Raw genomic sequence first — 25034 nt, 5'->3', positions numbered from 1 at the left:
TAAAACAAAAGAAAAAAACATATTTTTTATATGTTTTTCCTTTATTTAAGATTTTTTTCAGTATGGAAGAATGTGAAGTATTCTGGATGAACTACATAACGCGATGCTACTGAAATACCGGCTTCATCATATCCCCATGCATAGATAACAACAAGATATTCAAAACCTCATTTATCAACTTTTTCATATTTTAATTTATAAGCCATTTTAGTAATTGCTAAAGGTGTTTTTACTAAGTGTTCTAGTATTGAAAATTGTTGATCCATTTTTTCTGGAAGTTCATATCTTCTTGATACATAATGTTCTGCAACCATTATTTCTTCTTTGTTTTTGTTAAAATATTGTTTTCTAAAAGCATTGAATCCAAGTAAGAAAATTATATTTTGACGATAGAATCATTGTGGTTCATCGCCTTCAATTCTTTCTATTTTTTGTGTTGTAGAATATTCGTATTTAATTAAAGATGAATAAGCTTTAGCAAGACCACTAAAATTTTCAGCTACATATCTTCCTAATTTGCTTCTTGTATAAATAGCACCTATTCCTTCTAGTTGTTGATAAGCATTAATTGCTGTTATTCTAGATACACCAAATTTTTCCATTAAAAAGTGCTCTGAAGGCATCAATTCATTTGGTTCTAAAACTCTATTTTTAATTAAATATAATAAATATTCTATTAATTCGCTTTTTTTAGTTTTAGATTTTTCTTTTTCAAATTTTTCTTTCATATTAATTTAATTATAATACAAATTATGTTATATGTAAATAAATTACTTATATATATGTTGAATATATCTAATGTTAGTTTATATATTTATATAAAATTACCACTTAGTAATTCTATAAAAACTTTAAAAAATCCTCAAGCAGAGAAAACTGTAAAAACTATTCCTAATGCAACGGTTAAAGAGATTAAAACTCATTTTGTAGAAACTGAAACTCTTTTTTTAACTTTTTTTACTTTTTCTTTTGTCATAATTAATTATCCTTTAATTGTTGAACCTTGTCTAGATATTGCGTTAAGAATTTTTCTTCTAAATAAGAAGTAAGTTATAAACATTGGAAGAATAGCCAAAATTGCACCTGCAAGTTTTACATTTTTAAATAATTTTATTGGATCATCCGGATCTGGATTCACCCCAACATCTAATAGATAAATATTAATTAATTGTACTGGTGAATCTTTTCCTAAAATTAATAAAGGTCATAATAGTGAATTTCAAGCAGCAAATGCAGTTAAAATACCAACTGTTCATATGGTTGGTGTCACCATTGGAATTGCAACTTTGAAAAAGAAATTAATTCCTGTACATCCATCTACCATTGCAGCTTCTTTTATTCTATCAGGAATATCTTCAAAAGCATTTCTGAACATAAAACCAGAAAATACAGAAGCAGCATATGGCATAATTAAAGATATAGATAATCAAAAAGCATTTGTTTCTCATTTTAGTGTTATTATCGTTTTATATTGTCCAATAAAAAGGGCAACTTCTGGCAAAATTAGTATTGAGAGAAAAAACAATCAAGATAGTTTTTTAAATTTTCATTTTTTTAATGAAAAAGCATATCCAAATGTAGCAGAAAAGAAGAGTTTTACAATAACTGATACAAAAGTTACTAAAAGACTTCAACCCAAAGCTTCTCAATAACCATCATTTAAAGCTCTTGAAAAATTATCTCATTGAAATTTTTCTGGAAATAAAACAATTTCATTAACTCTTTCGTTTGCTTGATCATCTGGTGCCAGAGCAAAAACAAGCATAAAATAAAAAGGAAAAATAATTATTACACCAAAAACCAGTAAGATTAATAATTTAACTGACAAGGATAAAATGGATTTTCATAAAGAAACATTTCTAACTTCAGAAGAAATTTTTTCTATTTTTCTTTGTGAAATCTTATTTGAGATTCAGTTTTGTAACTTTAACAGCATTCAGAACATGTCTTTCTCCTAACTTATTTATTGTTAATAAAATTATTTTTATTCCTTGTTTTAAGAAAGTTGATAAGGCTAAACCAAGAAGAAAGAGAATAATTGTAGCTGCTCCAGCTAAATCATAATGTCCTTGTTTTACCATATCATAGATAAAGAGAATTATGGTGGAACCACCATTAGTTTTTGCTGCATTTAAATCATTATTAAATATAGCAATAGGGAACACTTTTATTCCACCTATAATTCCTATTGTAATTAAGAAATTTAAAGTTTTTGTTATTGAAGGTAAGGTAATTTTGAAAAATTGTTTAGTTTTGGAAGCACCATCAATAGCAGCTGCTTTGTAAAGAGTTCTATCTACTCCAAGCATTGCTGTTGTAATGATCAAAATTTGAAAAGCTAAATTTTTTCATATTCCATATACTAAAATCACAAAAATAGCATTATATGATTGATAGCGTCCAGAATTTAATCATCTAGTTTCAATTCCAAAAATTTTGTTAACTATACCTATTTGTGTATCAAATATATAGGCAAAAGTTATGGAAATAGCAATTGCACTTGTTATATAAGGTAAAAAGAAAACTGTTTGTCAAAATCCTCTTGCTCACTTTCGAACAAGTGAAGAAATAACACTAGAAATTAATATCGAAATAACTAAAGTTATTGGTAAAGATAAAATGGAATAAATTAATGAATTTCTAACACCAATTTTAAAGTTATTATCATTTAACACATCTACAAAGGCATTAAATCCATATTCAATTTGTTGAGCATCGTTTGGATCTGATTGATAACTAATTGATGAACCGATTGAAAAAATAAAAGGGAAAATTGTAAATAAAATTATAATGAATAAAGAAGGTAATAAAAGTAAAAAAGGTTTTCAGTAAGCAACTTTTTTATCTAAAATCCCTAAATCTTTTTTAGTTTGTTTTTGTTTTCTTTGCAAAAGAAATGAATAAATTTTTCTCATTAGATATCAATTCTTTCTTTAGTTATTGAATCGAATAAATGAATTTTATTTGCAGGAATGTTGAATTTAACTTCTTCATTGATCTCATACATTTTTTTCAATTTTAAGAAAATGTTAAATGTAGCAACATTATCAACTTCTATTTTAGCGAAAATCTCTTTTCCTAAATATTCAATGGAAACTATTTTTCCTGTAAGTTTCCCGTTTAAGGATTCTTGAATATCTTCTGCTCTAATTCCTACTCTTACATTTTCTAAATTAGTTTCAAAGTGTTTTAATACTACATCATTTAAAAATACGTGATTTTCCTTTATATTTGCATCAAATATAGTCATTTCAGGTATTCCTAAAAACTTAGCAACAAACTCATTTTTTGGTTTATTATAAAGTTCCATAGGAGTTCCTATTTGCTGAATTTTTCCAAAAGACATACATACTATTTTATCTGAAATTGACATCGCTTCTTCTTGATCGTGAGTAACAAAAACAGTTGTTAATCCTAATTCAGACTGTATTTTTCTGATTCATTGTCTTGTTTGAACTCTTAATTTAGCATCTAAGTTAGATAAAGGTTCATCCATTAAAATAATTTTTGGTTCTCTTACTATACCCCTAGCAATGGCAACTCTTTGTTGCTGTCCTCCAGATAATTTAGTTGGTTTTTTATGTAAATTTTTTGTAATTTCTACTTTTTCAGCAACATTTAAAACAGCATTTTCTATTGCTTTTTTAATAGAAATATTTTTAGTTTGTAATTCTTTAAATCTATTAGTTTCATCTACATTTAATTTAGAAATATCGAGAGTATATTTTTTAATTAATTCTTTTTGATAGGAATAATAGTCATTTTTGGTTATTTGAACTACTGATTTATATATGCTTTTAAGTTGTTTTAACTCCAAATATTCACTATTTTGTTTTAATAATTGTTTTTCTTTTTCAATTTCATTTTTCAATGATTTTCTTAAATCTGAATATTTAGTTTTTATTTCTTTAATTTTAAGAGAATGTTCATATCTTGTTAATTTTGCATCTAAGCTTTTGTCTTTTAATTTTTCAATAGTATCTAAATTTGCTTTTTTCTGTTCATTTTGTTTTTTGATTAAAGCTAATTCATAATTACTATTAAGTTCATTTAATTTTTTATAAACACTAGAATTTAAATTATTAATTTCTAAATTTAATTCTTTATAAACATCAAAGAAGTTAAAAAGCAATTTATTAAAATTATCAATTTCTTGTTTAGTTGCACCATTTTTTTCTAAAATAATTAAATTTGCTTCATGCTGTGCTTTGGTAGATTTTTCAATCATTCTAACTTTTCAAGTTTTATCATTGGTTAAAGGGAAAGAAATATTATCATAAACATTTAAATGTGGATATAAAGCATAATTTTGAAATACTAAACCAATTTTTCTGTCTTGAGGAGTAGTTTTAGTTATATCTACACCTTCAAATAAAATTTGTCCGCTTGTAGGTGTTAATAATCCAGCAATAGCATTTAAAGTAGTAGTTTTACCACAACCAGAAGGACCGAGTAAAGTTACCAATTCTCCCTTTTTTATCTGTATATTTGCATTATCAACTGCTACAGTTTCTCCATAGTCAATTACTAAATTTTTTATTTCAATAGCGTTTAACTCATCTTTATTTTTATATCTTTCATCAGCTGTTTTTTTGATTTTCCTTATAAATTCATATATCTCAGCTTTATTAATTTTTTTGATTTGCATTTTTCTCACTTTCTTCATTATCAACATTTGTTTTATGTCTTGATAAAACGTTATCTTCTGTAGATTTTAAAAATACTTGATATTGTGGAACACCTCTAGATTTATAAACTTTTTGTGCAAATTCATAAAGTTCACTTTCTGAATTAATATTTTGATAAAAATTTCTATGATTTTTCATAGCATCATAAAAAGCGTTTCACATTTTTATACCTTCATAATATTCTACATTTGTCTTAAAACTAACATCTCAAGCTTTTTTTAAATTTGGTAAGGTTAACCCTTCTCTGATTATTTCTACAGAATAATCTTTTCAAATATTGTTTTGTTTATAAAAAATTCAACCCACTACTCTTTCGTAAGATCTAGTAACTTTACTTCCATAAATAAAAGTTACTTCTGTTCCAGGAGGTAAAGTATTTTCTCCAAATTTGGATGCTTTTTCAGCTCAACTTTTTTCAAAATCATCTATTTTATGATCTTTACCTAAATTTTTTTCAGGTGTATCAATTCCAGCAACTCTAATAGATTGTTGTCCTTCTATTGTTTGGTTATCTCCAAAATCTAAAACAGGTGTATCTCCATCTTTTCATTTAACTATTTTTGCATTTAATTTTTCAAATGGAGGTAAATCAGTTGATTCTTTGAAATATTTAGCTTCGTTATTATTACAAGAAACAACAAAAGGTATCGCTATATATGGAAAAACAACCAATGAGGTTGCTTTTATAATTTTTTTCATTATTTAGTAAATGATGCTCCTAATAGGTTTTTAAGAGCTGCTAAGTATTCTTCAAATGTTTCAGCTTTACCTTTATTATTTGCTGCTCTATCTGCGTAATTAGTGAATGAAGTATCTATTCCATCTCTAAAAGTTGAAGATCTTGAATCTGTTGGGTCTTCATAAATAGCATATTGATCTTTGTCTGCACCTTCTGTTGCTTTTTTAAATAATCCAAATGCTTCTTTATTGAATTTATCATAACCTGCTGGTGCTTCTTTACTTAAAACTCCTTCAGAAGCCACAATGTATCCACTGTGTTGTCCAAAGAATTCAAGTGGAGTTAAGTTTGTGTAGTTTTTAGCTTTATCATCTTTACCAACTGTTCAATCTTGTTTTTCTGTTATATATCATTTTAAGAAATTTAAAGTTGCTAAATCTTCAACTTTATTTGAGTGAATACCAATTAAAGAAGGTCCTTGAGCAATAATTGTTTTTTTAGCATTATCAGTTTTAGTTGTATAGAAAGGATTAGAAACATATCCTAACTCATTTTCTTGAAGAGTTTCTGTAGAATCATGAGAAACTTTACGGAATCCATCTGATTGATCTGTTTTTTCTCATTTAATATCAATTAAATAAGCATCGTAACCACCTGATTTTCCGGCTGGAATAATATATTTTTGTTCTATTTCTTCTTTTAAATCTTTAAAACTAGAATTTGTAGAAGAAATTCCTAATTTTTCTCCGGCAGCTGCATTTGAAAACTTAGATAATTTTTGCAATGCATCTTTTCATTCTTGTGTTGCTTCAATGTTTTTGTTTCCTTCTTTATTAAATTCTGAAGCCCCTGTTCCATTTTTATCATAAATATAAACATATTTGGTATTAGCATCTACAGTTTTACTTGCACTATATAATTTAGCAATTACACCTTTAGCAATTTCTTCTGCTGTTGGTTTATAAATGTAATTTGCATAGTCCGCTGTTACTTTATCTTCAATTTTCTTAGAACCAGAATTGATTGTTAAAATGTATTCTGAATATCCATTTTTTGAAAAATTATGTCTATATCCAGCTGTTGAAGCAATTGCAAAAGCAAGTTGATGTCCTTTTAGACGATTTGACGAATAATCGGAATTTTCCTTTATAAATAGAGATTTTTCATTAATTAATTTTGCTATTTTTTCAAAACTTTTCTTGAAAAGTTCGTTTCTTTCTGTTCCTTTTTTCAATGCATTTACATAATCAACGGAAGTCTGTTTATCATTTAATCCAAATAAGAATTTAGAGTAATCTCCATCAACATCTGAAAATGCCATTAAGTATAATAAACTTGAAATTGAGTCAACTCCAAAAACATTTTCTGCTCTTTTGTTAATATCTCCTTCTGGTGCTTTTGGGAAGGATTTTTTGATTCTTGAAACTAAGTCAAATAGTGAATCATAACTTTCAAATACATCTCTTCTAAACTCATATCCACCTAAACCACCTTCAGCTTTAGTTGATGCTACATAGTCTTTTCAAACAGTTTTAACAAATGTTTCATCATGGTTGGATTTTGTGATTTCATCGAAAAACGCTTTATCTTCTGCTTTAATTGTAGCTTTTTTATCCCTTAAAGTTTCTGCTGTTGCTTGTCTAATGATGTAACCAAAAACTTCTTTGTTAATAGTTATAACTTGAGATGATCTACTACTTGGAATTAATCATAATGAATCTTTATCCCCTTTTTTACTAATTCCTGCTATTTGAGTATTGCTTTGTAAAAATTTGTCTGAGAAAGTAGATCTAACAGCTTCAGCTAATTTAACTGCTTTTTCTTCTGGTGTAGAACCATTTAAATCTAGTTGCATATTGTATTTAGCTAAAGTACCTACTATTGCTGGATAGTTGAATGCAACATTATATAAACTATTTGCTGCTTTTGCTGTTAATTTTTGTTCTAAGTCTGATGTTAATCCGTTATATCCACCATTGATAGCAAATAATTCTAATTTTAAATAATTTTTGTTGTTTGTATCTTTAACTTCTGCTTTGTTGTTTCATTTTTCTACAATTGCTTGTAATGCTTCAGTTTGTGCACCTGTAGAACCAAATGTGTTAGCTATTTTAATTGTTTCATCGTTAGTTTGATCAAATCTTGTTTCTCTGGAACAAGATACTAAACCAGTTAATGATGCCCCTGCTAAGGTTAAACTTGATAATGTTAATAATGTTTTCTTTTTCATATTCCCCTCTTTTTTTGTTTAAAAAAATTAGAACAAATGAATTTTGTAAAATTTGTTTAATTTTGTTCTAATGTTTTTTCATAATTAAAAATATTATAATCTAATTTTTTGAAATTTCAATTATTTTATTTTTAAAATTATTAATCCCATATTTCCAATTGAAATTTGCTTATTATTTACCTTGGAATTATAAGAATAAATGGTTTCTACTTCTACACCATCTTTAAGTTTATAATTAATATTATCATTAATTCCAACAGTGTTTATAAATAGATATTTTTCTTGTTTATCTTTACTTTGTCTAATAATAGTTTGGTCTGAAGTGTTTTCAAGATAATTTGAAGCATCTCCGATTGTCTCTAAATCTTGAGAGTACATAAAAGGGTGCTTGCTTCTAAAGTCTAATAAAAATTTAATTATTGAATAAATAGAATTTTTATCTTTAACTTGATCTTCAACATATGGGGTATCTTTTGAAAAATTTAAATGAATATAGTCATTTAGACTTTTCTTTTCTTTGAATTCTACTCTTTTAGATGTATCTTTTCATTTAAAAGGTTCTCTTATACCAGGATCACCAAAAGTTTTATTTGCATGCATCATTAACTCATCACCATGGTAAATAATAGGGGTTGATGGTAATATTAAAAGGTAAAAGTAAGCATTTCTTATTGCGTCTTTTTCTCTTTGTGATAGTGGCGTATTTAATTCACTTGCCTTTAAAGGACTATCAAAGGTTTCTGGATCTTTGGTAGGTCTTGGCATATTTACTCTAAATGAATTAATTCATCTATCAGTATCATGATTAGTTAAAAAAGGTACTCAAGGATGTTCTTGGTGCGATCCTATTTTAGTTAATTGATTATTTAAATCATCTTTATTAATTGAAACGAATCAATTTTCTTTTCAATGTTTTCCATCATAAATGGTTCCAAGTGCTTTTTCATTATTATAATTAAAGTATACAGTAGCTTTTAAAGCATCATCTAGTCACTCACCCATCATAAAAATATCTTTATGAAGATTTTGGGATTGAAGAGCTTCTTGAGAACTTTTTCTAAGTTCACTAAAGATTTTTTGTTCATTATAGTTATTTTTTGTTTCTCCCATTGAAGAGAAAAACTCAGCAAAAGCATCATATCTAAATCCATCTACTCCTATTTTGGTTCAATAAGATTGAATGTGTTTTAATTCTTCAATAACTTCTGGATTATCTAAATTGAGATCAGGCATTCCTGCTCAAAATTTAGAAGTATAAAATTTATTAGTTGCGTGTTTATCTTTTAAATTAGGAAATAAAGAGCGTAACTCTGAACTATCTTGATTAGTATCTTGTATTTTTGTACTATAAAAGCGATAAAAATTCTTGTATTTTGAATCACCTTCCAGTGCCTTTTGAAATCAAGGGTGTTCAAAAGATGTGTGGTTAAACACTAAATCTAAATAAACTTTTATTCCTTTTTTATGTGCTTCTTTTAGAAAATCTAAAAATGCTTCTTTTCCACCTAATTCTGCTGCTACATCTGTATAATCGATCACATCATAACCGTGATATGAACTAGCTGGATGAATTGGGGAAAGATATAATTGATCAATACCTAAATTAGTAAAATAATCTAAATTGTTTTTTAAACCTATAAAATCTCCAATACCATCGTTGTTTCCATCAGCAAAGGAATAAACCAGTACTTGATAAATAACTGAAGAGTTTTTTTCATTTTTGACTAAAGGTGCTACTAACTTTGCATTTTCATCATCTTCTTTATATGATAGTTTATTAGTTTTATCTTTATAAAATTGTTTGTCTCCTCAAAAAGAAAAGTCTTTGTGAAAATTATCTGTGTTGGTGCATGATGTTAATAAACTATATGATAAAAGCGGAAATGCTCCGCTTTTTATCATAAACTTAACTAGCGATTTGTTTCAAGTTTTCTTTTTCATTTTTGATTAAATATCCATAATTTTTTAAAGAAAAGATTCCAAAAATAGCAACAACTACAGAAAAAGCAAATAATAATCAACCTGAAATATAGTTAGGTGGATAAATAATTTTTGTTTCATCTCTTTCGTCGATTGGGGGTTGGAAAGAAAGTAAAACAGATACTAAAATTATCACTAATACTAAAAGAATAATGTTTATTTTAATTAATAAACTTGTATTATTTTTTTGCTTAATTAATAAAATTAAAGAATATATTGCAATTATTATTATTGTTAATCATAAAACTGAACTTAATACTCAAAATGTTTTAAATATAGGAATTTGAGGATTAATAACAGAACTTTCGTTAAAAGCTGCTTCTGTAGTATAAATTTGCTTTTCTATTTCTAAATACTTATTTGCTGAATTGTAAAAAGCAAAAAATAAACCAAAACTAACTAATGAAACAACAATACATAAAATAAAGAAAATTTTTCTATATTTGTAAGTTTTAAAAAAATGCATATTAATTTAATCTTTCTTCTGTTTCTTTATCAAAAATATGAATTCTGCTTTCGTTAAAGCTTACTCATACCTCTTGGTAAAGTTCAAAGTCTCTATTATTAAGAACTGTAGATACAACTTCAACATTATCGGAAATTTTTACAACAATTGATAACTCTTTTCCAAGAGATTCAATGTTGAAAATTTTTCCTTTAACTGAATTAGCAACTTCTTTTTCGTTGATTAAAACATCTTCTGTTCTAAATCCAACTATTAAGTCTTTGTATTTAGATAATTTTTCTTTATTTTCTTCTGGAAGATTTAAAGAAAAATTGATTCCATCTAATTTAAAAGTATTATTGTTGTTTATTCCATTTAGTAAGTTAATTGTTGGAGAACCAATAAATTTAGCAACAAAAACGTTTGCTGGTCTAAAATATAAATCTTTACTTGTTCCGTTTTGTTGAATTTTTCCTTCATTTAAAACAACAATTTGATCACCCATTGTCATCGCTTCCAATTGATCGTGTGTTACGTAAATTGATGTTGTGTTTAAAAGTCTATGAATAGAGACAATTTCTCTACGCATTGATTCTCTTAATTTAGCATCTAAGTTAGATAAAGGTTCATCCATTAAGAAAATAGAAGGTTTTCTAACAATAGCTCTACCGATAGCAACTCTTTGTCTTTGTCCTCCTGATAAATCACGAGGTTTGTTATATAGATAATTATCAATTTTTAAAATTTTTGCTGCATCTTTAACTCTTCGATCGATTATATCTTTTCTTTCTTTTGCAATTCTTAATCCAAAGCTCATATTATTATAAACATTCATATGTGGATAAAGAGCATAAGATTGGAAAACCATAGCAATGTTTCTTTCAGAAGGTGAAAGATTGTTAAATCTTTTGCCATTGAAAAGTAAATCACCTTTGGTAATTGAGTTTAAACCTGCAATCATTCTTAGTAAAGTTGTTTTTCCACAACCAGATGGACCAAGGAAAATACAGAATTTTCCTGCTTCAATTGTTAAATTAATATCTTTTAAAGTTCACTTGTCGTTTCCTTCATATTTTTTAGATAAATTAACTAATTCAATTTTTCCACCAGCTGTTTTTTGTCCAACTTCTCCGATTTCATTTAAGAATTTATCAAATTCTAAATCGTATGAATTAATGTCATCTAGTTCATTATTTTCTAAAATCATTTCTGTTTTTTTTTTCATATTATCCTTTCACCGCTCCGTCAGAAAGTCCTCCAACGATATGTCTTTGTGAGAACATAAATAGTACAAATGGTGGTATAGAAGCAAGTAAAGCACCTGCTGAATAAGCACCAACGTTAATTTCTTTATCTTCTGCTGTAATAAAGCTGTCTAACCCAACAGCAAGTGTTGTTTGATCTCTGTTTGTAATTGCAAATTTTGGTAGAATTACATCTCCAAAAGGAATCAAGAATGATCATAAAGCAATAATTGCTATCATTGGTCTTGCAACTGGTAATAATATTTTAGTAAATAGTTTTCAGTTTCCACAACCATCAATTTTTGCTGAATCATCTAATTCTCTTGAGATGGAATCTAAATAACTTTTAAACACAAAAGTATTTCCTGCAATTGCTCCACCTGAATAAATTATTGTTAAGGTTATTCTGGGATCGATTCCAAGTGAGTCCCTACCAAGAGCAACAATAATATAAAGAGAAATTAGTGAAGCTGTTGATGGAATCATTTGTAAAAGCATAATTACAGAAAGAGAATGTTTTGAACCTGCAAATTTAAATCTTGAATATGCATAACCATTAAAGGCAACAAATACTACAGTTATAAGCATTGTGCTAACAGCTATTGCTAAAGTATTTATATATCAATTTACATATTTACTTCTTACATTAGTGAATAAATAAGTAAAGTTATCAAAACCAAATTTATATATTTCTGGTGATAATGATAAATATTTTTTGTTAAATGTATTAAATGATGCTAATATCATTGAAACTACTGGGAATAAAATTACAAAAGTTCAAGTAATTAATAGAATATAGTTAAAAAATAAGAATATTGCTTCTGCTATAGTTAAAGGTTTAGAATCTGAAGTATGAATTCTTGTTTTGTTGTTTTTAAATGAAGAAAACTTTATTTTGTTTTCATTAATTTTACTTTTTAAAGAAAATTTCATCTTATCTTCCTCCTTTTGCTGCGTTTTTAGCAAATCCGTAAGCTGCAATAGAAACTGAGAACACTGATGCTAAAATAACAAGAGCTGATGAGAAAGCAACGTTTCCATCAATTTGTACTGCAGTTGTTAGTTTATAAATTCATGAAATAATAATATCTGAACCTGATTCACTAAATGTTGTTTGGTCTGAATAAGCAGGACCACCATTAGAGAATAAAGAAATAATTGTGAAATTATTAAACATAAATGTAAATTGTCCAATTAATAATGGAGCTAATGAAGAAACTAAAATTGGTAATGTAATATGTCTAAATAATTTAGAACGTTTAGCACCATCAATTTCTCCAGCTTCATAAATATCTTTTGGAATTGCTTGTAAGTTTCCAGTAATTAATAAGAAAATGTAAGAGTGTCCTAATCAAGTTTGAATTACTATTAATAGGAATCTTACTCAAGTAATACTTCCAAAGAAGTTAATACTGTTTTCAATTAAACCTAATTTAAGTAATATGTAGTTAATATATGAATTAGAATCCCCTTGGAAAGCAGATTTTAAGAAAATAATTGTAACAAAGGCAGGAATAGCTCATGGAATAATGTAAATTAATCTAAAGAATTTTTTACCTTTGATTTTTTCCATATTAACTAATACAGCAAATAAAGTACCTACTACAATTACTGAAAATGCTGCTACAAATGTTCAAATTAATGTTCATGAAACAACTCTTAAAAGAGAAGTTAATAAACCATTATTTCTAAATAATCATCATTTTCCGTATTGTGTAAACCCAACTCAATCTACTGTTTGAGCAGGTGGAGTATGTTGGAATCCTGTGTTTGATAAAGAAATAAATAGTGAAGTTATTAAAGGAACTACAACTATAAAGGCAATCAAGAATCAACCAGGAATTGATATTAATCAAGGGAAACCTTGCTCTGAAAGTCATTTTTTAGTTTGAGTTCAGTTTTGCGGTCTCATTCCTTCTTCAAGGAATTTTCCTTGTCTATAAGCACCCACTGCACTTGCAACTACATAAGCAATAGTAATTCCAAGCAAGATAAACGATGCTGCTGCCCCAAACATTCAGAACCTTGCATCTGGTAAAATACCTAAATCAAAGTTATGTGAACTTTTTCCTAAATCAATAATTCCTTGAATTCCACCAATTTTATTTCAAGTAATACCTAATGAAAAAGGTACAAATACTAAGTATAAAAAGACACTTAATAAAGTTAAAAGGATTCCTTTTTTATACTCTTTAAATAATATTAATTGTGCTAAACCTGGAAATAGTAAATTAAGGAATAATCCTTTATATTTAGCACCTTTTTTATTTTCAGTTGGAATTTGTTTTATAGCTTCAACCACTTTAGATTCATAAATCTTTTTAGTAATTTTAAGCTGAGCAGATAATCTGCTATATTGTGTTTTAACTACAACTTTATTTTTTTCTTTTTCATTATGTAGTTTTAATGAAACTAATTTTTCTTTATAAAGGATTTTTTCTTCTTTTAATTTAAAAGCATAAGCTTTTTTAGTGATGTCTTTCTTTTTGAAACGATCTTTTAAAATAGAAAGTTTTTCTTTATATTCTTTTCTTAAATCAGAAATTTGTTTTTTGTATTTTTCTTTATCTTCTTTAGTTTCATTTAATAAGATTTTGTGTAATTTAAGTTTTGCATCTTTAATTTCAGATGCTGAAAAATTAAGTTGTTTATTTGAATCAGTTGCATATTCATATAAGGCTTCTGATTTTTTAAGAAGAAAATTACCATCATATGAATATTCTTGTTTTAATTTACCTAATTTTTTATAGTAATTAGATTTAACTAAAGCTTTAACATTTTTTATTTTTTTACCTTTTAGTAATAAAGGTAGATTTTTATTTAAAATGATGTTTAGTTTGTTTTTGTCATCTTTGTTTAACTCTTTAGTTTTTTCTTCAATTTGTTGTACTAAAGAATCAAAATGAGTTTGTATTTTAAGTTCAATATTTTGATTGTATTTATTTTTATTTAAAAATTTATTTATTAATTCTTTTTTATATAAAGAATAAATAGTTTTTAAATGTTTTTCTTCATTTAGTTTTAAAAATTTGCTAATAAGTAATGCTTTATTATACTTTTCATTAAGTTTAAATAATGCTTTAGCTAATTTTAATTCTGATTTATATTCTTGTTTTAAGATTTTAGCTTGTTCTTGTTTATTTTGAAGATAATCTTTATATTTTTCTTCTTTTTCTTTACTTAAAGAAGAAATTTCTTGTTTTTTATTTTCAATTTTAGCAATTTTTTCTTTTAATTCTGATTTGATTTTTGCTAATTGCTCGTCATATTCTTTATTATAAGAAAATTCTGCTGCTAAAATTCTTTCTTTGTAATCTTTTTTTATTTTAAATACTTCTTTTTTATATTCTTGTTTAGTTTCGTGTTTAATTAAAGGAATTTCTTTTTCAATTTCTGCTTTTTTAAGTTGAAATTTTTTAGCTTTAGTTTTTAGAGTTTTAAATAATTGTTCAATTTTTGTTTTCTCTTCTAAAACTAATTTTTGTTCTAATTCACTGAATTTTCCTTTATTTTCTTCAACTAAAGACTCTAAATCATAGTAAATAAAATCTTCTTTTTTAAGCAATAATAAATATTTATAAATAATTAGCAGCATTGCCTTATGTCTTAATAATTTATGCTCATCGGATTTAGCTTTTTCTAAAATAGAAGTCATATTTTTTTCTTTTATTTCTACTTCATCAGCTGTTTTTATAAGCATTTTGTAATAATTATTTACATAATCTGCTGACTCAAGATTTTGTTTATCTATCTTTTTAATTTCAAAAATTATAAAAGATTTTAAACTATTAGAAATTTTTAGTTGTTTTTTTGTTTCTTTAACAACTTGAAGTTTATTTCTACTTGAAATTTTTAATGTTTCTAATGCTCTTTTTTGTTCAAATTCTAAATTTCTTTTTGCTTTAATAAAAAGTTCTCTATTTATTTTTTTCTTTAAATCAATTTCTCGTTTTTGTCTATCAAAAACATTTTTTGCTTGATTTAAAAAGTTAGAATAAGAAATTTTAGAATCATTTACTTTTCTGTCAAAAGATTCACCATATCAATTTCACATCTTGACTTTTTCCATTATTTACCTCCTTTATGTATTTTTATTTTTTCATAGTAATAATTTTGTCTCTTTAGTCTCAATTGAAACATTAAATAAATATTAATTAGTATCAAAAATGGAAAAGTGATACTTCAAAAAATAACAATTGTTAATCTTATTCAATTTTCTGTAATAGGCCCGCTTGAAAAATAGGGGACAAGCATAACTCCAACAAAAAGAGTTATCCAAACAAAACCAAATAAGTATGCGATTCCATTTTTTTTAGAAACTAAAATATTTACCAAATAACCTATTAAGATAAGTGAATTACTAATATAACCTACATACCTAAAGGTTAAAAAATTATTTATACTTTCTTTTTGAGATTCCAAGTTTAAATTATCATAAGAATTTGTTCCTAATATCAATCCATCCAGTAATCATAAAAGTAACAATATATTAGAAATAGAAAGAAGAATAATTAATAAGTAAAAAATTCTTCTTTCTATTTGTATTTTGGGTTTCATTATTATTTAATGTAATCTAATGCTTTACTACTATCTAAAGCAGCAACTGATTCTTGGAATTTTTTACTAAATTGTTCTTTTAATTTAGTTTGGAATGCTTCTAGAGTTTTAACATTATTTTCCGCAAGAGATTTATAAAATTCTTGGTTTCCTAAAATATTGTCATTTCATGTTCCTCAGAATTTTCCAAATTGTGGGTTACCTCTATCTAATCTTTCTTGTTGTAGTTTAAGAATTCCGTATCCACCGTCTTTTAATTCTGATGTTGAAGAAATAACGTCAACAACTTTTTTAGCAACTGATGTATTTGTAGCTTCTAAAATAACATCTTCCACTTCTTTAATTGTAGCATCTGTTTTTTCTCCATTTAGTTGTTGCTCTTCTTTAGGGAATTTTTCTGTTGCTTTTTTAGAATTAAATACTTCTTTATATTCATCTTGTCATTTTAATCAATCTGCTTCATTAAAGAAGTTATTCATATATAGTTCTGCAGCTTTATTGATAATTTCATCTGAAACAGTTGTTTTAGCATATTTATTAGAAAATTCTTTTGCACGTTTTTTAACTTCTTCTAAAGCTTTTGTTTGAGAATCTTTTTCTTTGAATTTAGAAGAAAATTCCATCATTAATTTTGCGTCTTCAGTTGAACCACCAAAAATGTATGTTTCAACTTTTCTAACGTGTGCATTCCCTGTTTGACCTACTAATCATTCTTTTTCAAACTCAGCACCAGATTTAACTAAAGAAGGTGCGATTTGTCATGGTTCAGTACCACCTTTTAATTCATCTACATTTTGAATTCCTAGTAGTGCAGAAATTGCATTTCTTATTCCTGTAGCTTCTTTTAATTCACCTAATTTATTTATTAATTCATCAGAAACAAAAGGATATTTATCTTTTTCTTTTACATAAGTTTCTTTATATTTGTTTTGGTCTCCTAAAGGATTTGTTTTATCGTGTTCTTGACTTCAAGATTTTTCAGTTCCATAAACTTTAGCTAAGTTTTTATTAACTTCTGATAATAAATCATTGTATGCTTTAAATAAAGCATCATTGCTTGAATAATGTGTTTTTGTAACCATTGCTGTTAATTTAGAACTTCCTGTTGCAGCATCTCTATCTGAAAGATCTCTTAATTCTTTTTGTGTATTTGTAAAGTAAGGAACTTTTGTATCACCTTTAAAGTATCCATAGTATGATTCTGTTTTGAAAATTAATTTTAATACTTCTGCAATAGCTGCTTGTCTATCAGCAACTGCACCATTGTTTCTTGAGTTAATTGCTCATGATCATGTTCCTGGTGCTTGTGTATATCTAAGATCATCTTTTAATTTTGGAGCATTAAAGAATGTAGTAATTCCTTGTTGTGAAACTGTACCAAAATCTCATGAACCAACAAATGCATAATCAAGTTTTTTATTATGTAACAACTCAACAACTTTATTTTGAACTTCACCTTGGTTATTTTGTAAAAGAACTTTTAAAGCACCTTGGTCGATTCCTCTTTGTCCTCATACTGTGCTTTTGTATTCGTCAGCATTTTTAACAAAAGCCGCTTCATAAACAGGGAACAATAATTCTCCAACAACATCTAATGCTTTTGAAAAATTAGCATTGTTTGGATCTCCTTTTATAAATCCAGATGATCATTTATTTTTTGTAGTATCTTTGTAAACGATTTTTCCCATTTCACTTGTGCTAAGAATTGATGCTAAAACACCATTACCATATCATCCATCTTGAATTCTAAAGAATGCTTTTCCTGCTTTAACTAATTCAACCATTTCATCGGTTGATGTGTTTGCTAATTCTGTTTTAACTTCATCAAGTGTTTTACTTGACATTACAACTATACCTTCTTTGTTGTGAGCAAAGTTGTAGAATTTTCCGTTGTCTTTGTTTCCTTCTCTACCTTTAAATGTACCAAATTCGTTTACAAAACTTTTTTCTGCATCAGTTGCGTGAACTTCTTCAAGAATATCATCTTTTAATTTTGGGTCTCAAGCAGCTAATGTTCTTTTACTTAATAAGTCTGTTATTCTATCGTTTGGTGCATAAATTAAATCAGGCGCATTTTTATCTGTGCTACCAACATTTGTAATAGTATCAATTGCTCCAAAAACATCTTTTTCAACAAATTTAATTCTAAATCCTTTTTTATATAAATCTGTTTTAGCAAATTCATCTTCAACTGCTTTTCAAAATCCTTCTTGCTTACCTTCTCTTGCAACAATAATGTCTTTTGAATTTGCAAACTCATTTTGTGCTCCGCAAGCTACAAAAGCAGCCATTGGAGTTGCAAACACTGCTAAACTTAAAAATTTAAATAATTTTTTCTTCATAATTTTTATATATTTCTCCTAAGTTATTCAAAAACAATTTCATTATATTTTAAACAAGCTATGGAAACCACGATATTAAAAGGTGAAAGTACAAAAAGCATTAAAAATGTAATTTCTATTCAAACTAAAGTATGTCCTACTTCAGTTTTCGGTAAAATCCTTATTAATCTAATAATATAAATAATATTTGCAAAGAAAACAAATACAAAAACTGCTACTACTAATCTAAATTCAGTTTTTAATGATAAATCAAAAAATTTTTCTGCAAATGTTTCTTTATTATTAAAAGTAAATAATAATACCAAACATAGTAAAGCAACACTAAAAATTATTGCTGTAAAAAAAGAATATAAATGTTCAATAACTTTTGGTAAATACTTTCTTTCTAATGGTGGTTTTCCTAAAAATAAATTTTTCATTGTTTTTTAATTTCTACATAAAATATTGAAAGTAAAATAACTTCCATTAAAATTATAATACAAATATGCCGAAATATTCATTTTTTTTCCTATTTTTTTGAACAAAACCACCAAATTTTTGAACTTTTTTCCCAAAAAATAGGGAAAAAGGTTTGATATATAATATTTTTATATCAAAAAAACATATATTTTATTTAATTTTATTTTTTGACTTTTGCTTTTGCTTGATATTAATAGAATTTTAATTTTTGGCATTTTTTTAATAATTTAAGCAACTCAAAAAATATAAAATTATAATTATTTTTCAAAAAACAAATTATTAAAATATAATTAGAATTATGAAAAAAGGAACATATAAAATAATAAAAGAAGCGATTGAAAAATTTGATAACATTTTTATTTTTCATCACATAAGACCAGATGGTGACTGCCTTGGTTCTCAATTTGGTCTTGGACAATTAATCAAAGATAATTATCCAAACAAAAAAGTTTTCTATATTGGAGATTCAACTGGCATTTTAAATTTTCTTGAATTTAATCATTTTGACGAAAATCAATTAAAAGAAGAAAATTTTGAAAATTCATTAGGAATTGTAGTTGATGCTTCCAGTTCAGATCGTTTAGAAAAAAAAGAAATTATACTATCTAACAAAATTACCAAGATGACAAGAATTGATCATCATCCAAATGGAGCAGATATTAACTATGAATTTAACTGAATAGATTCTTCTTATTCTGCAGCAGCTGAAATGGTTGCTTATTTAGCTAAAATGGCTAAATGAAACATTTCTTTAAAAGCTGCTCAATATATTTACACTGGAATTTATACTGATTCAGGCAGATTTTTTTATAGTAATACAAGTAAAAGAACTTTTAATGTAGTCGAGCATTTAATAAAAAAATCTAATTTAGATATTCACTTTATTCACAAAGCACTTTCAGGTAAAACCATGAAAGAGATTAAATTCCAAGGAAAAGTACTCTCCAATTTTAAAAATCAAGATAAAGTAATTTGATTCCACGTTACTCAAAAATTACAAGATGAACTTAATTTAAGTTATGAAGAAGCAAACCAAGTAAATATTCTCTCTAATATTGAAGATAATAGAATTTGAATTTTCTTTATTGATCAACCAGATAAAACAATAAGAGTAAGACTAAGATCTAATGGTCCAAAAGTAAATATAATTGCAAGAGAATATAATGGTGGTGGTCACGATAATGCTTCTGGAGCAATGATTAAAAATAAATCCAAAATCCAAGAAATAGTTAATAAAGCAATTAATCTTGTTAAAGAATTTGAAAAGGAAGAAAATGAAAATAGGTAATTTAAAAAAAATTGTAAACGAAATTGAAAATCATAATTCAATTGTCATTTTCCATCACATTCGCCCAGATGGTGATTGTCTTGGTTCTCAATTTGGTTTAAAAACACTAATTGAAGAAAATTTTCCAAATAAGAAAGTTTTTGCAGTTGGTGATTCTAAAAATACTTTAAATTTCTTGGATTTTTCTTTTAATAATGATCTAAGTGATGACATTTTAAAAGAGTCTTTAGCGATAATTGTTGATGCAAATTTTAAAGAAAGAATTGAAAAAAGAGAGTTATTAGACAAAAATATTTTTAAAAGTGTAATTAGAATTGATCATCATCCAAACGAAGATGATTTAAATACAACAACTAGATGAGTTGATTCTTCTTATATCGCTGCAGCTGAAATGATTGCTGACTTAGCTTTTAGCAGTAACTGAAAGGTTTCAACAAAAGCAGCAAAATACATTTATACGGGAATTTACACAGATTCTGGACGTTTTTTATTCTCTAATACAACACCAAGAACCTTATCTCTAACTGCTAAACTTTGAGAAACAGGCTTAAATATTGATGAACTTCATACAAACTTAACAAAAAATAGTGAAAGTGATTTACGTTTTCAATCATTTATTTTTAGCACTTTTAAAACATTTAAAAATGTTATTTACTATTCAATAACTCTTGAAGAACAAAAACAATACAACAAAACTCCTGCTGAAGCAACTAGACCAAATACTTTAGCTAATATAGATAATTACAGAATTTGACTTTCTTTTACAGAAGAAGAAACAAACAAATGAAGAGTAGAATTTAGATCTAATGGCCCAGTTGTAAGAAATGTTGCACTCAAATGAAATGGCGGTGGTCATGAAAGAGCTTCAGGCGCTATTATAAACAATGCAAGAGACATAATAAAAATAGTTGAAGATTGTCAACAAGAATATGAAAGATGAATCAAATTAAATAATTAAAGTCTTTATTAATTAATAATTATTTAAAGATAGGAGAATAATTTTATGAGTAAGTATGATGAATTCATTAGATCATTAATAGATCAAAAAGAAAAGTTAGAAGACAATAGAACTTTTACAATTAAATTTCCAATAAGTTTACATGAGTTTTATCTAAATATGTTAGTAAATGATGACATTAATGGATATAGTATAAATTCTAAAATTGCTAAATGTTTGAAAATTTATATGTTAAAAGATCATTATGGTAAATATAATTCAACTAAATTAAAAAATTTATCAACTAAAATAATAAGAATTAATAAACCTATTATTGATTATAGTAAAAAACGAGAATTTATAAAACAATGAATAATTGAACAAAAGATTTATTTATCTTTACATAAAAATTTTACTATAAATGAATTTGAAGAACTTATGAGACAAGGAGAAATTTTAGTTAGTGAATAATATGATAAAAAGTTTAGAAGAATTTAATAATAAAACAGATGAGCAATATAAAAACAATTTTATGAAAAATTCTTTTGTTATTTTTGATTTAGAAACTTGTGATAATAATAAATCTATTATTGAAATCGGTGCTATCAAAATAAACAACGGAGAAATAGTTGAACAGTTTAACGAATTAGTAAAACCAAAGAATTTTGAAATTAATAAATGAGAGCGTTTTAACAACATTCCTACGAAGTTAGTCAAAGAAAAAGGTAGAGATACAAAAGCAGTTTTAGAAGAATTTAATGCTTTTATAGGTGATTTAGACTTATATGCACATAATGGAGAAACTTTTGATTTTGTTGCATTAAAAAGAGCTTATAACCAAGTAGAACTACCTTTTCCCACTAATAATTTTATTGACACTAAAGATTTTTTTCAAAACAGAAGTTTTTATTTATGACAGAGTGAAAAATGAAGTTTACAATTTCTTTCTTCAATGCTTGGAGTAGATTATTTAAAAGCACATAGAAGTGTTCAAGATTGTAAAATTTTATATGAAGTGTATTTAAAAATACAAGATAAAAAATATATTTTAAACTCTTTTAAAAAAAGAATAACCCCACTATAATAACAAAGAAAATAAGATAAAAGAATATAACACAAAAATAATTAGTGAAGCAGAATTTTTATTAATAATTAAAGAAAAATTAGAAAAAAGTAAGTAATTAAAGTCTTAGCAGACTTTTTTTATTTTTCCAAAAAGTTGATTTTTATAACAAATTTACCCCTATTTTCAATTTGTTCCACAAAAAATGAATTTTTATAAACATTTAGTATAAAAATATTATAATTATAATGTTAATTAAAAAACGGAGGACATTAATGAAAATTATATCAATAGGAGCAAATCACGCAGGAACTTCATTTTTAAGAACAATGAAAAAAGTTGCTCCAAACGCTAAATTAGTAGCATACGACAGAAATACCGATATTTCCTTTTTAGGTTGTGGTATTGCTTTATGAGTTGGAGGAGAATTCCAAAACCCAGATGGTTTATTTTATTCAAGCGTTGAAGAATTAAAAGGACTTGGAATCGATGTTAAAATCGCTCATGAAGTTATCGAAGTAAACAGAAAAGAAAAATATGTAGTTGTTAAAGACTTAAGTACAGGAAAAACTTTTAAAGACACATATGACAAATTAGTATATGCTGGTGGTACATGACCAATTATTCCACCATTTGAAAACATTAACTTAGAAAACATTTTAGTTTCAAAAATCTTTGCACATGCTAAAGAAATTAAAGCAAAAGCAGAAGACAAAAATGTTAGAAATGTAGTTGTTATTGGTGCTGGATACATTGGAATCGAATTAGTTGAAGCATTCCACAAATACGGAAAAAATGTAACACTAATCGATATGCAAGACAGAATTATTCCTAACTACTTTGATGAAGAATTTACTAAAAAAGTTGAATTCTCAATGGAACACCACGGAATTAAAATGCAACTTGGTGAAAAAGTTCAAAAATTTGAAACAAAAGATGGTAAAAAAGTATCAGCTGTTGTTACAGACAAAGGAACATATGAAGCTGATTTAGTAATTTTAGCTATCGGATTTAGACCAAATACAGAATTAATTCAAGGTGTTGAAAAAACAGCTAACGGTGCTATAAAAGTAGATAAATTCCAAAGATCATTAAGTGATGAAAACTTATATGCAATCGGTGACTCTGCTTAAATGATTAATAGTGCTACAAAAGAATATGCACATATTGCTCTTGCTACAAACGCAGTTAAAACAGGAATCGTTGCAGCATTCCACTTAGCAGGAAACGAAGGAATTCCTTTCCCAGGATACTCAGGAACAAATGCAATTAATGTATTTAATTTCAACTATGCATCAACAGGTTTAACAGAAGTTGTTGCTGCTAAAACAGAAGGAATTAAAGAAAACTTTGCAGTTGAATACTTTGAAGACAATGACAGACCAGAATTTATGAAACACCACTTTAAAGTTTGATTTAAAATTACATATGACAAAAAAACTTTAAGACTATTAGGGGCACAAATCGGTTCTGAAGGTAGAGCAGCAAATCACACTGAAGTAATTTACATGTTATCTCTTGCAATTCAACAAGGATTAACATTACCACAAATCGCTTTAATGGATTTCTACTTCTTACCACACTTCAACAAACCATTTAACTTTGTAATTCAAACAATTTTAAATGCATTAAACTTAAATTACAGCAAAAAATAATTAATTTTTAATTTTTTCCCGATTTTTTCGGGTTTTTTTATTTTCCAATTTTAAAATTGTTATAATTAAAAAATGGAAACAATTTTTCAAATTAAAACAAGTAAAGAGTTAGATTTATCTTTTGACTTTCAAATTTTAAATCATGAAAATAGAATATTAGATATCAAAGTAAATGGTCTTTTAAGAGATATTCAATATAATGATAATTTTTTTGATTGATTTATTGAAGATTTATTATTCCTATTAGATAATAATAGATATCAAAAAAGATGAGATTATGGACAAATAAACATTTTAGGTATTAAAAATTTAAATCTTAATGAAAAAGATTATCATTCTTTTATAAAACTTTTCAAAAGTGTTACAAACTTTGATTTAGTAGTTAAGGAGTAAAATATATGAAAATTTATATTAGTAAAAATTATTCACCTTTTTATAATTTAGTTCTTGAAGAAATAATGACAAAAGATGAATCAAACACAGAAGACATTATCTTTTTATATCAACACGAAAATGCTGTTATTATAGGTAGAAATCAAAACGCATATAAAGAAGTAAAGTTTGATGTTTTAGAAAAAGAAAACATTGAACTTTATAGAAGACTTTCTGGTGGTGGTGCTGTTTATCATGATTTAGGAAATTTAAATTTCTCTTTTATCACAACAAACAAAACAGAAAGAAGTTACACTAAATTTTTAGAACCTGTTTTAGAGTTTCTACATACTTTAAATTTAAATGCTGAATTTAAAGGAAGAAATGATCTTGTAGTAAATGGTTTTAAATTTTCAGGAAATGCACAATTTATTTATAAAAATAAAATCGTTCATCACGGAACTATGCTTTTTGATGCCAACTTAAGCAAACTTTCAAATGTATTAAATCCAAGCAAACTCAAAATGGAATCAAAGGGAATTAACAGTGCTAAACAACGTGTAACAAACTTATTAGAACAATTAGAAAATAAAATTTCTATTAATGAATTTATAGATAAATTCGCTTTATTTTTAAAAGAAAAATATAACGGAACAATAGAAGAAATTCCTTCTAAATATTTAGAACAAATGGAAAGTATAAAATCAATTCGTTCTTCTAATGATTGAGTGCTTGGAAAAAATCCTGAATTTTCTTTTTTTAGTGAAAAGAAAACCGAAGGAGGAATTTTACAAATAAGTGCAAACATAAAGGAAAATAAGATAAATTCAATCAAATTTGAAGGAGATTTTCTTGCCAAAGTTGGAATAGAAGAAGTTGAATCTAAATTAATAAATCAATCTTTTGAAAAAGAAACAATTATTAAGATTTTAAATTCTATTAGTAATCTTGAAGAATATTTTGGAAACATCTCAGTCAAAGAAATTATAGAAGTCTTATTTGGTACTTAATCTACATATAAAGAAAAACACAGAAATAAATGGTAGTGTAAGATATTTTGTGTAAATTTCTCTTGCTTACTTTTTAGTAAGAGAT

Annotated in this window: 23 protein-coding genes; 8 read left to right on the top strand and 15 right to left on the bottom strand. The window is 26.0% G+C overall.

Annotated elements, in window-relative coordinates; genetic code table 4:
• Positions 1 to 41 precede the first annotated feature (41 nt).
• From ACXX86_RS01810 to ACXX86_RS01740, 15 genes are all read right to left on the bottom strand, one after another.
• Positions 42 to 728, bottom strand: coding sequence for a winged helix-turn-helix domain-containing protein (locus ACXX86_RS01810; protein ID WP_436358789.1), 687 nt, complete (start codon positions 726 to 728; stop codon positions 42 to 44).
• An 86-nt stretch (positions 729 to 814) separates the two neighbouring features.
• A complete protein-coding gene (locus tag ACXX86_RS01805; protein WP_436358788.1) occupies positions 815 to 976 on the bottom strand; it encodes a hypothetical protein in 162 nt (53 codons plus the stop codon).
• Between the two features lie 6 nt (positions 977 to 982).
• Complete coding sequence (locus ACXX86_RS01800; protein WP_458559289.1) at positions 983 to 1936, bottom strand: carbohydrate ABC transporter permease; 954 nt, start codon at positions 1934 to 1936, stop codon at positions 983 to 985.
• Positions 1902 to 2915, bottom strand: coding sequence for a carbohydrate ABC transporter permease (locus tag ACXX86_RS01795; protein WP_458561023.1), 1014 nt, complete (start codon positions 2913 to 2915; stop codon positions 1902 to 1904). The genes ACXX86_RS01800 and ACXX86_RS01795 overlap by 35 nt, the downstream gene beginning before the upstream one ends.
• The gene (locus ACXX86_RS01790) at positions 2915 to 4648 is read right to left on the bottom strand and encodes an ATP-binding cassette domain-containing protein (protein WP_458560411.1); all 1734 of its coding nucleotides are present in this window, start codon (positions 4646 to 4648) and stop codon (positions 2915 to 2917) included. The genes ACXX86_RS01795 and ACXX86_RS01790 overlap by 1 nt, the downstream gene beginning before the upstream one ends.
• On the bottom strand, positions 4629 to 5387 hold the full coding sequence (locus ACXX86_RS01785) for a thermonuclease family protein (RefSeq protein ID WP_458560412.1): 759 nt from the start codon (positions 5385 to 5387) through the stop codon (positions 4629 to 4631). Before ACXX86_RS01785 ends, ACXX86_RS01790 begins: the two co-directional genes overlap by 20 nt.
• Positions 5387 to 7597, bottom strand: a complete 2211-nt coding sequence (locus ACXX86_RS01780) for a P68 family surface lipoprotein (RefSeq protein WP_458561022.1) — start codon at positions 7595 to 7597, stop codon at positions 5387 to 5389. The genes ACXX86_RS01785 and ACXX86_RS01780 overlap by 1 nt, the downstream gene beginning before the upstream one ends.
• A 120-nt stretch (positions 7598 to 7717) precedes the next feature.
• Entirely contained in the window at positions 7718 to 9538 is a 1821-nt protein-coding gene (locus ACXX86_RS01775; protein WP_458561021.1) for an alpha-amylase family glycosyl hydrolase, read from the bottom strand.
• Entirely contained in the window at positions 9504 to 10043 is a 540-nt protein-coding gene (locus ACXX86_RS01770; RefSeq protein ID WP_458561020.1) for a hypothetical protein, read from the bottom strand. The genes ACXX86_RS01775 and ACXX86_RS01770 overlap by 35 nt, the downstream gene beginning before the upstream one ends.
• 1 nt (position 10044) lies before the next feature.
• Complete coding sequence (locus ACXX86_RS01765; RefSeq protein WP_458560597.1) at positions 10045 to 11247, bottom strand: ABC transporter ATP-binding protein; 1203 nt, start codon at positions 11245 to 11247, stop codon at positions 10045 to 10047.
• Position 11248: 1 nt separating this feature from the next.
• Positions 11249 to 12199, bottom strand: a complete 951-nt coding sequence (locus ACXX86_RS01760; RefSeq protein WP_458561019.1) for a sugar ABC transporter permease — start codon at positions 12197 to 12199, stop codon at positions 11249 to 11251.
• Position 12200: 1 nt separating this feature from the next.
• Positions 12201 to 15335, bottom strand: a complete 3135-nt coding sequence (locus tag ACXX86_RS01755; protein WP_458561018.1) for an ABC transporter permease subunit — start codon at positions 15333 to 15335, stop codon at positions 12201 to 12203.
• Entirely contained in the window at positions 15335 to 15823 is a 489-nt protein-coding gene (locus ACXX86_RS01750; RefSeq protein ID WP_458561017.1) for a hypothetical protein, read from the bottom strand. Before ACXX86_RS01750 ends, ACXX86_RS01755 begins: the two co-directional genes overlap by 1 nt.
• 2 nt (positions 15824 to 15825) lie before the next feature.
• Complete coding sequence (locus ACXX86_RS01745; RefSeq protein WP_458561016.1) at positions 15826 to 18165, bottom strand: hypothetical protein; 2340 nt, start codon at positions 18163 to 18165, stop codon at positions 15826 to 15828.
• 23 nt (positions 18166 to 18188) lie between these two features.
• On the bottom strand, positions 18189 to 18584 hold the full coding sequence (locus ACXX86_RS01740) for a hypothetical protein (RefSeq protein WP_458560592.1): 396 nt from the start codon (positions 18582 to 18584) through the stop codon (positions 18189 to 18191).
• Positions 18585 to 18922: 338 nt separating this feature from the next.
• On the opposite strand from ACXX86_RS01740, the gene ACXX86_RS01735 reads away from it, so the two are divergent.
• From ACXX86_RS01735 to ACXX86_RS01700, 8 genes are all read left to right on the top strand, one after another.
• On the top strand, positions 18923 to 19912 hold the full coding sequence (locus tag ACXX86_RS01735; protein WP_458560591.1) for a DHH family phosphoesterase: 990 nt from the start codon (positions 18923 to 18925) through the stop codon (positions 19910 to 19912).
• Positions 19899 to 20870 carry a DHH family phosphoesterase gene (locus tag ACXX86_RS01730; RefSeq protein ID WP_458560590.1) on the top strand — a complete coding sequence of 324 codons (972 nt, stop codon included), beginning with the start codon at positions 19899 to 19901 and terminating at the stop codon, positions 20868 to 20870. The genes ACXX86_RS01735 and ACXX86_RS01730 overlap by 14 nt, the downstream gene beginning before the upstream one ends.
• 45 nt (positions 20871 to 20915) lie before the next feature.
• Positions 20916 to 21320: a hypothetical protein gene (locus ACXX86_RS01725; RefSeq protein ID WP_436358772.1), complete on the top strand. Its 405-nt coding sequence runs from the start codon at positions 20916 to 20918 to the stop codon at positions 21318 to 21320.
• Position 21321: 1 nt separating this feature from the next.
• Entirely contained in the window at positions 21322 to 21933 is a 612-nt protein-coding gene (locus ACXX86_RS01720; protein ID WP_436358771.1) for a 3'-5' exonuclease, read from the top strand.
• A gap of 254 nt (positions 21934 to 22187) precedes the next feature.
• The gene (locus ACXX86_RS01715) at positions 22188 to 23045 is read left to right on the top strand and encodes an FAD-dependent oxidoreductase (RefSeq protein ID WP_458561015.1); all 858 of its coding nucleotides are present in this window, start codon (positions 22188 to 22190) and stop codon (positions 23043 to 23045) included.
• Positions 23046 to 23567: a hypothetical protein gene (locus tag ACXX86_RS01710; protein WP_458561014.1), complete on the top strand. Its 522-nt coding sequence runs from the start codon at positions 23046 to 23048 to the stop codon at positions 23565 to 23567. It begins immediately after the preceding gene.
• A gap of 72 nt (positions 23568 to 23639) precedes the next feature.
• Positions 23640 to 23960 carry a hypothetical protein gene (locus tag ACXX86_RS01705; RefSeq protein WP_436358769.1) on the top strand — a complete coding sequence of 107 codons (321 nt, stop codon included), beginning with the start codon at positions 23640 to 23642 and terminating at the stop codon, positions 23958 to 23960.
• Between the two features lie 5 nt (positions 23961 to 23965).
• On the top strand, positions 23966 to 24949 hold the full coding sequence (locus ACXX86_RS01700; RefSeq protein ID WP_436358768.1) for a lipoate--protein ligase: 984 nt from the start codon (positions 23966 to 23968) through the stop codon (positions 24947 to 24949).
• Positions 24950 to 25034 lie beyond the last annotated feature (85 nt).

Source organism: Mycoplasma sp. CB776, from assembly GCF_054343395.1.
This window is presented reverse-complemented; position numbering and strand designations above follow the sequence as displayed.